This window comes from Rikenella sp., from assembly GCF_056799795.1.
Genome location: NZ_JBQIQO010000010.1, coordinates 26,349 through 38,424, shown reverse-complemented (window position 1 = coordinate 38,424; position 12,076 = coordinate 26,349). Strand labels below are relative to the sequence as shown.

8 protein-coding genes are annotated in these 12,076 nt (G+C 58.9%); 6 read left to right on the top strand and 2 right to left on the bottom strand.

Features of this window, described 5'->3' with window-relative positions:
• Positions 1 to 2: 2 nt before the first annotated feature.
• Positions 3 to 1,100 carry an SGNH/GDSL hydrolase family protein gene (locus ACTO3O_RS04155; RefSeq protein ID WP_297829860.1) on the bottom strand — a complete coding sequence of 366 codons (1,098 nt, stop codon included), beginning with the start codon at positions 1,098 to 1,100 and terminating at the stop codon, positions 3 to 5.
• A gap of 12 nt (positions 1,101 to 1,112) precedes the next feature.
• Positions 1,113 to 2,453, bottom strand: coding sequence for a Trk system potassium transporter TrkA (gene trkA, locus ACTO3O_RS04150; protein ID WP_294591595.1), 1,341 nt, complete (start codon positions 2,451 to 2,453; stop codon positions 1,113 to 1,115).
• A 101-nt stretch (positions 2,454 to 2,554) separates the two neighbouring features.
• Between trkA and ACTO3O_RS04145 the strand changes: the two genes are divergently transcribed.
• The 6 genes from ACTO3O_RS04145 to ACTO3O_RS04120 all read left to right on the top strand — a co-directional run bounded on the left by ACTO3O_RS04145 (position 2,555) and on the right by ACTO3O_RS04120 (position 11,970).
• Positions 2,555 to 2,818 (top strand): hypothetical protein, encoded by a 264-nt coding sequence (locus ACTO3O_RS04145; RefSeq protein ID WP_297829858.1) that lies wholly within the window; start codon positions 2,555 to 2,557, stop codon positions 2,816 to 2,818.
• A gap of 186 nt (positions 2,819 to 3,004) precedes the next feature.
• On the top strand, positions 3,005 to 5,554 hold the full coding sequence (locus ACTO3O_RS04140; RefSeq protein WP_297829856.1) for a DUF4493 domain-containing protein: 2,550 nt from the start codon (positions 3,005 to 3,007) through the stop codon (positions 5,552 to 5,554).
• 37 nt (positions 5,555 to 5,591) lie between these two features.
• Positions 5,592 to 7,016 carry a DUF4493 domain-containing protein gene (locus ACTO3O_RS04135; RefSeq protein ID WP_297829854.1) on the top strand — a complete coding sequence of 475 codons (1,425 nt, stop codon included), beginning with the start codon at positions 5,592 to 5,594 and terminating at the stop codon, positions 7,014 to 7,016.
• 69 nt (positions 7,017 to 7,085) lie between these two features.
• Positions 7,086 to 9,428 carry a PCMD domain-containing protein gene (locus tag ACTO3O_RS04130; RefSeq protein ID WP_297829852.1) on the top strand — a complete coding sequence of 781 codons (2,343 nt, stop codon included), beginning with the start codon at positions 7,086 to 7,088 and terminating at the stop codon, positions 9,426 to 9,428.
• A 54-nt stretch (positions 9,429 to 9,482) separates the two neighbouring features.
• On the top strand, positions 9,483 to 10,229 hold the full coding sequence (locus ACTO3O_RS04125) for a hypothetical protein (protein WP_297829850.1): 747 nt from the start codon (positions 9,483 to 9,485) through the stop codon (positions 10,227 to 10,229).
• A gap of 40 nt (positions 10,230 to 10,269) precedes the next feature.
• Positions 10,270 to 11,970: a PCMD domain-containing protein gene (locus tag ACTO3O_RS04120; RefSeq protein WP_297829848.1), complete on the top strand. Its 1,701-nt coding sequence runs from the start codon at positions 10,270 to 10,272 to the stop codon at positions 11,968 to 11,970.
• Positions 11,971 to 12,076: the final 106 nt, after the last annotated feature.

Here is a 12,076-nt window from a genome sequence, read left to right as displayed (position 1 = left end):
GGTTAGCGGGATTTGCGTTTCAGAATTTTCTCCACCGCGCGGTGGTAAGCCCGTGCATAGGCCTCCATGCCGTAGTCCGACGGGTGGATGTAGTCCACCATCCCGTCCGCCGGCATCCGAAGGTCGCGGCGCGAGAGGTAGTACAGCCCGTCGATCCCCTCCCTGCGCAGGTCGGCGAAAGCGCGCCGCTGCGCCCGATCCGCCCGCTCGTCGTCTGCGCGTTTCGCGGCGTTGGTCTGTCGGTTGGCATAACCCGGGTGTTCGACGAGCAGAATCGGCACCTCCGGCCGTGCCTGCCGGAACTGCCGCACGGCGTTCGTCACCAAGGTGTAGATGCTATCCTCCGGCACATACATGTTTGGCATGCAGTCCACCACGTACAACGCCGCCGGAACCGAAGCCACGTAGTCGATCACCGCCGGTTCGAGTTTTCCGTTCCCCGAAAAACCGAGGTTCACCACCGGCCGCCCCGTCATCCTGTGCAGCAGGTTCGTCCAGGCCATCCCCGGCCGCGACGCGCAAGCTCCCTGTGCGATCGAAGTCCCGTAAACGACGATCGGCGGCTGCGGCTCCCTCGGCACGAATTCGAATGCCGAGCCCTCCCGCACGCCGATCTTCAGCTTCCGCACGGTATTGTAGAGCGGCAGGTAGAGCGTATAAGTCATCCCTGTGCCCGTCGTGTCCGGCAGCTCCCGGTAGGTGTAAACGATCGGATTGCCGAACGAATAGCTCCCCCAGCACCGTTCGCCCCGGTCGTTGTAGAGGTCGACGCCGCTCACCCCGGTCGCCGGCATGTGCGGCATCGCGTGCGCTTCCGTCACTTCGTATTGCACCGTAATCTCCGGCGAGTCGGTCGTGAACACGACCGAGAGCCCGGCGCTGTTCCGCGAGAGAGACCACGCCGCCTCCCGCACAACCCGTCCGGCCGACTCCGGCAGGCGCGTGTAGTCCTTCTGTGCAAAACCCCGCCCGTGGATATAATCGACCTCTGCCGTTCCGACACCGGCCAGCGGGTCGTGCCAAAGAACGGGAGACTGCGCCCGCGACGCCAGACTCCCGGCGAACAGTACGGATAGGAAAATGGTTTTGATCGGTTTCATGGTGCGTACAGATTATCCGAAGAAACTTCCCACTTTGCTGATGGCGCTCGGCAGGGCGAAAACCACCACCCGGTCGTAGGCCTGAATCTCGGCGTTCCCCGTGGCGATCATCGCCTTGTCGCCCCGCACGATCCCGCCGACGATCGCCTCGCGCGGAAAGTTGATGTGTTTGATCCGCCCCTTGGTCGCCGGGCTGTTCGGTTTGACAATGAACTCCAGCACCTCCGCATCGCATCCGTTGAGGCACTTGATCGCCTGCACGTCCGTGTTCATCGTGAACCGGAAGATCGAACTCGCCGTAATCAGCTTCTTGTTGATGATGGTGTCGATGCCGATGCTCTCGGCCAGCGAGATGTAGTTCATGTTCTCGACCTCCGCGATCACCTTCTTGACCCCCATCCGCTGGGCCAGCATGGCGGCCAGGATGTTGGTCTCGGCCCGCCCCGTGAGCGCCACGAAGGCGTCCATCTTGTCCAGCCCCTCTTCGATCATCACCTCGCTCTTGCGCCCGTCTTCGGCGATCACCAGCGTGTTGTCGAGCATCTCGGCCAGTTTGTAAGCCTTCTCGGGGTTGTAGTCCACCAGTTTGATGTCGATTTCGTTCTGGAGCGCCTTGGCGATGCGCCGCCCGATGCGCGAACCGCCCAGAATCATCAGGTTCTTCACGTCGATGTTCGGTTTGCCCGAAAAGGCCGTCACCTCCTTCACCGAGGCGCGTCCCGAAATGACGTAAACCATGTCGCCCTCTTCGAAAACGTCCTCGCCGCGCGGGATGATCGTCCGGCCCGCGCGCGAAATCGCCACCGTGCGGTATTCCAGGTTTTCGCGGTCGCGCGTGATCTCGATCAGCGAACGGCCGATCAGCGGCGACGAGGTGTCGAGCCGGAAAACCACCAGCGAAAGTTTGCCGCCCGAAAAATCGACGTACTCCGAAGTGGAGGAGTGCCCCAGTAGCGTAATCACCTCCTGTGCCGCCGCCTTCTCCGGATAGAAGAGGTAGTCGATCCCCATGTTGATGAAGACCTCTTTATTGTTGGGCCTCAGGTATTCGTCGTTGTCGATGCGGGCGATCGACTTGCGCGCTCCGAGCTGCTTGGCGATCGCCGCCGAGAGGATGTTGGTGTTCTCCTCGGGCCCCACGGCCATAAAGAGGTCGCACCGCTGCACCTCGCCCCGGGTCAGGGTCTCGAACGAGGTGACGTCGCCCTCGATCGTCAGCACGTCCGACAACGAGGCCAGCTCGTCGAGCCGCTTCTCGTCTTCGTCGATGATCGTGATGTCGTGGTATTCGTTGCTGAGCATCTTCACGAGGTGGCTCCCCACTTCGCCCGCTCCGGCGATCAGTATCTTCATGATAAACAAGAGATGAAACCCTCGCAAAGGTAGCGAAAAAAGCACTATTTTTGTTAGACGTTCCGCCTCGGGGGCGGGAAGTTTTCAAATCTTTCGGAACGATGTCGAATCTGTTGATTATCATAGCTATTGCTGTAGTGGCCGTGGGGCTTTTCGTGCTCGGACTGTCGATTACGCTGATCCGCAAGGGGCACGACCTGGAGAGCGACGTGGGAAGCAACCGCGAGATGCGGCGGCGGGGGATCGAGTGCGCGTCGGCCCAGATCCGGCGCGAGGAGGCCGAACGGCTCGGGCGGAAATTCGACCTGCCGGGCGGGTGCGACGGAGCGTGCGGGAGCTGCGCGGGAGAGGATAAATGTCGGTAAATCTGAAGAAATGACCGGTTACGGTTGGGCTTTTCTGCGGAGTGTCCGGCGGTTAATTCTTTGGATATAAACGGGTTGTTTGTGCATATTTTGCAGCCCGGAGTGTTGCACGATTCGAAAAATGGTGTACCTTTGTCATTGTGAGGTGGTCTGCGGAGGGGGATTTGTGTCACCAAATTTTGACAGATGAACGGATGGAAACTCGTGTGGAGACGGTCGGTGACGGCCGGAACGGTTTTCCGCGGAGGACTGCTCGGGCTGTTGCTGTGCGCGGGGATGCTCGCCACGGGATGCGCGCGGCGGGGAGATGCGCCGTTCGGTTTGAACGGCGATGCCGAAGTGCGGCTTTCGCTCGGGGTGGATCACTCGGAAAATGAACAGGTCGTTTCGCGGACGGCGATGCCGCAGATCGATCCGCACAAGGACCTCGCGGTATACGTAATTAATACCCATGAGGATACGCTGGCCCGGTGGGCGTCGTTCGACGACGTGCCGTCGGTGTTGAGGTTTACGCCGGGGGCCTATAAAGTGGTGGCGGAATATCGACCGGCGGGGGCACGGGTGCCGGATTTCGATACCTATATATATCGCGCGGAGGAGAAATTCGTCATCAAGGCGAAAGACGATCTGCATATCAATCTGGTGGCGCGTCTGGCCACCGTCAAGATTTCGGTCGAGTTCGATTCGAATTTCGACTTCTTTTACCAAAGCTATTCGGTGGACATTCGCACGGTGGGGAAAGACTCGCTGCGATTTGTCGACGGCGAGACCCGGTGCGGATTTTTCGAACCGGGGAGCGTGCGCATGCGGTTCAATCTGGTGACCCGGGAGGGACGGCGGCTGGTCTTCTCGCCGGCGCCGCTGGCCAAGGCGCAGGCTGCGGATGCCTATACCCTTAAGTTGAGGGTGGCGTCGGATCAGGGGAATGTGTCGGGGATTATCATCACGACGGACGATGCGATGAATCCGGACAAGGAGGTTTGGGTCGAAGTGCCGAAGTACTTCCTGCCGAAAGATAAGCCGACGATCGCGCCGACGGGATTCGTTTCCGGGGTGTCGCAGAGCGTGTTCGAGGGGTCGGTGGCGAAGTGGAGCGTGGCGGCGGAGGCGCAGGGCGGAGTGTCGTCGTTCGTGATTCGGCTCGAAGACGGGCCTGCGGGCGTGCTGGGGACGAAGCTGGGGGCGGCTTTGGAGGGGAAATCGGAGATCGATCTGGCTTCGCTGCCGGAGGAGGCTCCGTTGCGGCGGGCGCTCAGGGAGGCGGGCTTTGTCTGGAGTGCGGGGTTGAACTCGCCGGAGGATGCGGCGATCGCCACTTCGGTGTGGGTCGATTTCAGCGGCGCGATGCGGGCTCGGGAGGATGGTTCGGCGGCGGTTTACGACTTTTCGTTCGCCGTGACGGATAACTACGACCAGCAGCCGGATGTGGATCACCCGTGTGCGGTGAAGGCCGAAGTCAGGGTGCCGACGGTCAAATTCATCGATATCGAGACGGGAAATATTTGGGCCACTCGTGCGTTCTTTACTGTGCAGGCCAATTATGATCTGAATACGGGAACTCATCCTATGGTGCAGTATCGGAAGACGTCGTCTCAGAAATGGATCGATACGGAGGAGGGAACGAACGGCGATGTGATCGTGACGGCGCTGAACGGTGGGGCTCCGGATGCAAGCGGTTTTTATGCGGCACAGTACGAATTGCGCGGCCTGCAGGCTGCTACGGAGTATGAGTTCCGGGTGCTGGCCAATGAGCGGGCGGTCTCGCCTGTTCAGCCGGTTTGGACAACCGAACGGAAATTGTCAGTGCCGGGGATCGGTGCGGACGGGAGTTTTGCGGCGGGGTGGAACGAGGCTGCGGCTACTACGGCGTTGGGAGTGACCGTACAGGCTCCGCCGGCGGGATGGGCGACCCGGAATGCGTTGACCACTTCGCAACGGGCATTGAGTACCGATCCGAATACGGGGAGCGGGACGGTCGCATGGTCGGAAGTGTCGGCCAATAACGGAACGTTGCTGGTGCCCAGTCCGGGGGATTATAATCGCAAGGCCGTACAGCTCCGGACGACGGGATGGGGGCAGGGGTCTTACTCCAATAATGTCACGGAAAATCCGGGGGAAATTTATGCGCTCGGCCCTGCTGGTAAGGGGGGGACGATTGCACAGGGGGCTGCCGTGAGGAATGTCAGTGCGGCGATTTTATATCTGGGAACATACGGTTTCGATCCGCTTTTGTTGGTACAGGAACAGCGAGAATACGTGTGGTATGAAAAGACCGGAACTTTTATGGGAATGGACCGAGTTACGAAACGAACGAATAATTTCCCGTATGAACGTTATAATGGAGGAGAAACTGTTGCGGAAACCGGGGCCGCTTTCGCATCGCGGCCGGCTACGCTGAATTTCCAGTATACGTTTACCCCTTCGACGGATGGTTCTCCGAAAGAGTTTTTGGTTCGGGCAGAGGTCTATGCGACGGATGGGACGAAGATAGGCGGGGTGGTGTGGAACAATGGCGCCGCGGTGACCAATATGACCAACCGCACGCTCGAGATCGACTATACGGTATTGGATAAACCGGCGGCGGTTCTCAAACTCTTCTTCAGCTCTGACGTGCGTTGGGAAAGCGTGGGAACGCCGAATGGCGGCCCAGATTATACCATGATGCGGAATGGCGACCCGCATATCGGGAATGTCTTGGTGATCGATCGTGTGACCTTAGGCTACGACTTCGAGTAGGCTGTGATAAAAAGTAAGAAAGTAAAACGATATGGATATGAAAACATACGGAATACATAAGAAACTGCGGACTTTGACCATCGTAGCGACGGTGGTATGGGGTATGGGTGTGGGGCTCTCCTCCTGCATCTCGGCCAAAGACCCTTATGCCCAGAAGGAAGAAAACGGCGGGCGGACGGGAACGCTCAGCGTGGCGTCGCTGGATCGGGAGGGGGATTTTATCGTGGCGGATGCCGCCGGAGGAACCAAGGGAGACGGGGTGACGAAAGTGCCGGATATCTCGACGTTCCGCGTGGCCGTGCTCGACTATAAAGGGCAGAGCGTGGTGAAAAACAACCTCACCGGGCAGGAATACCGCTGGAAAACCTTTGCCGAAGTCGAAGGCGAGATGGTTACTATGCCCTCCGGGAAATACAAACTCGAAGCAGCCAGCCTGGCGGTCGAACCGCTGGCCGAGTGGGAGACACCGTACTACTACGGGGTGAAAGACTTTACCGTCCGGATCTCGGAACTGACTACCGTCGACCTGGTGTGTCGGCTGGCCAACGTCAAAGTCACCGTCGAGTACGACAAGGAATTTCTCGAAAAAGTCGACAATCCGTCGGCCGCGGTCTATATCGACTACACCGATCCGGCGACCGCGCAGCTCAGGTATGCCGAACTGCCGTTCCCGGTGGGCGAGACGCGCGCCGGGTACTTCAAAGTGCCGGATGACGGAAAGTTGTACGTCAAAGTGACCGGCATACGGAAAGAGGACGGCAAACCGCTCGGCGACGGAGAGGGACAAGTGAAGATTATCGAGGGAGTCAAGGCGATGGAGTGGCGCAAAGTGCGCGTCGGGTATCAGCAGAGCGGACAACTCTCGGCATCGGTGACGGTGGATTACAGCACCGTCGACTCGGAACACCGCGTCGAGATTCCGGACGGCGATGCCATTATCGACGGAGGGCCCAATAACGACAACTGGGAAAATGAAGGCGGTAACGAAGGATCGTCCGGGAAATTCGACATCGTCGGAGCTAATTTCAACGGATCGCCTTTCGTCATTACGGATCAACTGACCGTTTCGATGGCGGATAATAACCTGATTGACGTGCGATTCGACGCCCCGGAGGGGATCGACCAGCTGTATGTGACCATTCAGTCGGATGCTTTGGCCGAATTGCTGCCGGTGCTCGGGTTGGAAAACGGAAAACCGTTCGACATCGCCAATCCCCCGGCGGCCAGTGAGGCCGGGTGGGTCGATATGTTCGCCAATCCGGATATCGGAATTCTCGATCCGGCCGTGCCGATCAAGGGAAAGACTTCGCACACCTTCTCGGTGGGCGGACTGATGGGGCTGCTCGGGAGTGTGGCCGATCCGGCGACCAACGGAGCGGCCGTGCACAAGTTCGGCCTGAAGATGGTCGATAAGGCCGGGAAGGTCAAAGAGGCCACGCTGGCGATTAAGCTGACCGAATAGTTCGGGGCGGGGGAGACTGAAGCGATCCGTATGCGGCTTTTCGGAGTATTAACGGAATATTTTCGGCGTATGACTACGCAAATCAGACATATAGCGAACCGGTTCTTTCGGAGCGGGCTGCTTCTCCTGCTCGGAGGCTGCTGCCTCGCGGGGTGCAACCGCAGTCCGCTGGGGGCGGGCGAGGGAACGCTTTCGCTGGCGTTCGAGCGGAACGAAGAACTCACCGTGAAAGGGGCTGTGAGCGCGGCGGCGACCGATGCGGGCTATGCCCTCGATATCGTGAACGAAGCGGGGGATACGGTGGCGCATTATAACGACCACCGCACCGTAGCGTCGATTCGGCTGGCAGAGGGGATTTACACGGTTCACGCGGCGGACAACGGCAAGAACGGGAGCGGAGAGCGGTTCGGCAGGCCGCGCTATGGCGGACGGCAGACGGTGACGGTCGTGGCGGGGAGGAATACGCCGGTGCTGATGACTTGTAAGCTGATCAACGTCAAGGTCAAAGTCGAAGAGTTCGAGCAGGCCATTCGGGACAATTTCACCGAGTATAGCTTGACGATTAAGCCCACGTGGGAATATACGGGGCGCGATACCTTGACCTTTACGCAGGCCGAGGTGGATGCCGGACAAGAGGGGTGGATCAACCAGACGGAACGGGGGCGGTTCGTCTTGATTTTCCGGGCGATCAACCGCCAGGAGCCGGATCGGAGACAGGTCTACGTGCGGACGATCGCCGATGCCGAGGGGGCGGATTTCTATCGCTTCCGCGTGCGGATGAACCCGGTGGGGAGCGTTTCGGACGGGGGAGCGATGTTCCGGCTTTCGGTGCGGACGGATGCCGCGGAGTACGAATTCCCGCTCGAATTGAAAGAGGAGACCCGGCCGGTGCCGGTGGTGACCAGAGCGGACGGAGGGAATGTGCGCGAACCGATCATGACCAACGTCGATGTGCGGGGTGGGAATGGCCGGCTCGACATCTCGGCCGCAGCCGGGATACGGCGGCTTCGGATCCGGCACGAAGATGCGGCGGTGTTGCTGACATACGGGTTGCCGGGGATGATTACCCTGGGCGGGGGGAACGATGCCGCGACCGACGAGGCGCAGCGGACGGAGATGCTGGGGATTGTGGATTGGGAACCGGGTTCGGTGGTTGGGCGGACGAGTACGTGGGTCGACTTCTCGGAACTCATCAATACCGCGACGGGGAAAGAGGGGGAGCATGCGGGGCGGTTATTGCCGGAAGGGTTGTACCCGGTGGAGCTCGAAATCTACGACGACGACAACCAGATGGTGAAACAGCGGATCGTCCTCTCCGTGGCGCGCGACTTCTCGACCGACGGGGCGCTGGCTTCCGAATTGGTGAACGGCGTGCCGGGGGTAGGGGCTAAGTATGCCTACGTGCGGGCGAAATGGCTCGGGACGGCTCAGCCGGCGGGGCTCGGATTCGAGTACCGGCCGGCGGGGGCGGGAGACGGAGCCTGGGTGACGGTGCAGGGGGCGGCGGTGAGCGTCGATGCCGCGGCGAAGAGCTTCGTGGGCTTGCTGACCGGTCTGACTCCGTCGACCAGGTATGAGTTCAGACCGATCGGCGACGGCCTCGTGCCGGGCAGCGTCGGGACTTTTGTGACGGATGTGTTCATTGAGGTGCCTAATCTGGATTTCGAGGGTGGCTCTTATGGCTCTTTTGATGGGGCGAATGATGTGTATGATCCGAATATTCCAGGGGCGGAACGATTCTGGGCGACGGGGAATCCGGGCGGAAAGTTCACCCTGATGGGGATAGGGTTGAACAAGAATGTTACCTTGCCAGTTACGGGTAGTGAAGCGCGTACCGGGACGGCATTGTGGCTGACATCGTATTTTGTCAGCAAAGCTAATGTCAATAGTTTGGCTTCCGGAACGATTTTCAGCGGGACTTTCGGGCCGATTAAAAGTGCGCCGACCAATACGAATGCACAACGGGCATTGGTGCACTATGGGCAGCCTTATACCGCACGTCCGTTGGCATTGAAAGGCTGGTACCGGTATATTCCGAAAACGATCGATCGGGATATCGACGGCAAATTCCCGGAATTGATCGGACAGGAGGATAAATGCCGCATCTATGTCAGTTTGGAAGTGTGGGGGAACGGTGTTACGTCGCGACCGGACAATCGGGTGGTGGTCGGATATGGAGAACTTTTATCGGGGAAAACGCCGACGGTGGCAGACAATAACGGCTATGTACCGTTCGAGTTTCGAATCCGGTATGCGGAAGATATGCTCGGTCGGCAACCGGATCATATCGTGATGGGGGCTACATGCAGCTATTTAAGCGACGATTTTTGCGGAGGTGAGGGGAGTACACTTTATATCGACGATTTCGAGCTGATTTGGGAACCGGATCGGTTGGCTGCGGTCGGTGATTGACGGTATGATGATGCGTATTCTTGGAGAAAGGGGCCATACTGTAGAAAAAATGAAATGAGAAAAAAAATATACGTGTTGGTGGCAGCCTTGGTGGCCGTTTGCGGGATGCTCGACGGACAGGTCGCTGCGCGGGAGAAGTTCGACCGCGGGATCACCATGCAGACATTCATGCCCAAAGGCATGTGGTTCTTCGGCGGAAACGTCTCCTATACCCAGCACAATAACGACGATTTCAAGATGTTCGGCCTGCTCAAGGACTTCTCCAGCAGGGGATACACCTTTGCCGTCAGGCCGATGGCAGGTTACTCGTTCGCCAATAACTGGGCTGCGGGGTTGGCGTTTACCTATGAACGCACCATGTTGCAGATCGACAAAGTCAGCTTGTCCCTCAGCGACCTCAGTTTCGACCTCGAGGATTACTACAACATCGAGCATATCTATACCGGAACCTTGTTCCTGCGCAACTTTATCAACCTGGGGAACAGCAGGAGATTCGCCTTGATCAACGACCTCAAACTCCAGCTCGGCGGGGGACAGGGGAAGACCATCAATGGCAAAGGGGACGATATGAGCGGTACCTATACCAAAATTTACCAGCTCGGGCTGGTCTTTTCGCCCGGCGTCTCCGTCTTTATCAACGACTACTCGTCGGTCGAAGCGACCATCGGCGTGCTCGGCTTCCAGTACAAACGTACCGAGCAGATTACCAATCAGATCTATCATGGTTCGCGACAGACCAGCGGGGCCAATTTCAAGATCGATATTTTCTCCATTGCGCTGGGGATGACCTTCTACTTGTAGAGGGGGGATTCTCTTTTTTCTGCGCGCTTTTTCAGTGGCGATGATGAAAAACAGACAGACAACCATCTGGATTCGACGGTTCGGCGCGGGCTGCGCGGCCGCTTTGCTGGCCGTCGGATGTATCAAAAACGATATTCCCTACGAAGTCGTGCCCGGAAACGTGACCTCGATGGAGATACGCGGCGCCGAGTCTTTGACGCTGGACAACACTGCCCGGACGATCGACCTCGTGCTGGCCGATACCGTAGACCTGAGGCATGTTTATCTGGAAGACTTCCGCATTACGCCAGAGGCGCGGATCATCGATAATATGACCTTTCAGGAGCTCGACACCCTCGACTCCTACTACCTCGACCTGACGCAGGGCGGCGAACAGTATGTCATCCCGTCGATCGAGACCGACCCGTATACCTTCACGGTGATTACCTATCAGGACTACCTGTGGACGTTGCGGGCCACGCAGAATATCGAGCGCGTGTTCCGTCTCTCGCCCGAGCAGCAGATCGGCGAAGCGAGGTTCAGCGTGACGCGGTGCAGTGTGGGGGCTTCGGTGCCCGAGAGCGTGCCGCTGACCGAAATCGACATACAGGAGCTCAAACTGGGGCCGTCGAATGCCACCATGGCCTGGAAGGCGCCGGACGGGACACTGGTCGAAAATGTCGACGTGCGGACGATTCACGACTTCACCTTTCCGCAGCACTTTATCGTGAAATTCTTCGATATTACCCAGGAGTGGGTGGTGGCCGTCGAGCAGTCGAAACAGTACATTCTGGATCTGTCGGTGAATCCGTGGGCCAAGTTCGCCTACTTCTCGGCCCAGGGGCTGACCTCGGCCGGCGAGTGCGGTTTTCAGGTGCGGCCGGCGGGGGCGGGCGACGATGCGTGGAGCGCCGTGGCGGACGTCGAAGTCGACGGCACCTCGTTCTCCGGCAAGGCGACGGGCCTGCAACCGGCTACGAACTACGAAGTGCGGGGCGTGATCGGCGACAATTACGGCGATCCGGTGGCTTTTACGACCGATGGAATGCCGGAAATACCTAACCTGAGTCTCGACCAGTGGACGCTCGATAAAACGACCTGGTATCCGTATGCAGATGCGGCGAACTCTTATTGGGCGACGGGGAACAAAGGGGTGACGATGTCGAACAAGCCTTCGAATACGACACCCAGCGATGTGACGGTGAACGGGACGGGCAAGGCGGCGAAGTTGGTCACCCTCGGTGGGATACCGATTGCTAAGATCGCTGCCGGAAACCTGTTTGTCGGCGATTTCGTGATGAACGGACTGCCGACGACATTGCCGGCCATGCGGAAGTGTCCGAAGTTCGGGAGACCTTATACCGGGCGGCCGACGTCGCTTTCGGGATGGTTCCAGTACACCTCCGCGACGATCGACATTGCGGCGGACGACAAGTTGCCGGAGCTCAAAGCCAAGATCGGAGATCCGGATCAGTGTCATATTTACATCAGTTTGGAAAACTGGGGCGGTGCTGCGGAGCGGCCGTTGGGAACCGGCGTGCCGACGCTGTCCGATGCGAGCGTGCTGGGATGCGGCGAATTCTATACCGACCAGACGGTCGATAAGTACACGCCGTTCAAGATCGATATCCAGTATAAAAATGTGGCCGATAAGCCGACGCATGTCGTTCTTGTCGCGACCTCGAGCCGCTGGGGCGGCGATTTCTGCGGGGGCTCGGGCAGTGTGCTGTATGTGGACGGGCTGGAGCTCGGATTCGATTAACGGTGGCTGGCGGAGGGGGCGTTATTTATGGCATCGGGGGAGAACTCTCAAGAAGTTCTCCCCCGATGCTTTGTGGATCGATAATGTTCGTTTGAGCGGTTACTTA

Bases quoted from the DNA above. Each gene is read 5' to 3' on its own strand.
- ACTO3O_RS04155 (WP_297829860.1), bottom strand. From the start codon at position 1,100: ATGAAACCGATCAAAACCATTTTCCTATCCGTACTGTTCGCCGGGAGT.
- trkA (WP_294591595.1), bottom strand. From the start codon at position 2,453: ATGAAGATACTGATCGCCGGAGCGGGCGAAGTGGGGAGCCACCTCGTG.
- ACTO3O_RS04145 (WP_297829858.1), top strand. From the start codon at position 2,555: ATGTCGAATCTGTTGATTATCATAGCTATTGCTGTAGTGGCCGTGGGG.
- ACTO3O_RS04140 (WP_297829856.1), top strand. From the start codon at position 3,005: ATGAACGGATGGAAACTCGTGTGGAGACGGTCGGTGACGGCCGGAACG.
- ACTO3O_RS04135 (WP_297829854.1), top strand. From the start codon at position 5,592: ATGAAAACATACGGAATACATAAGAAACTGCGGACTTTGACCATCGTA.
- ACTO3O_RS04130 (WP_297829852.1), top strand. From the start codon at position 7,086: ATGACTACGCAAATCAGACATATAGCGAACCGGTTCTTTCGGAGCGGG.
- ACTO3O_RS04125 (WP_297829850.1), top strand. From the start codon at position 9,483: ATGAGAAAAAAAATATACGTGTTGGTGGCAGCCTTGGTGGCCGTTTGC.
- ACTO3O_RS04120 (WP_297829848.1), top strand. From the start codon at position 10,270: ATGATGAAAAACAGACAGACAACCATCTGGATTCGACGGTTCGGCGCG.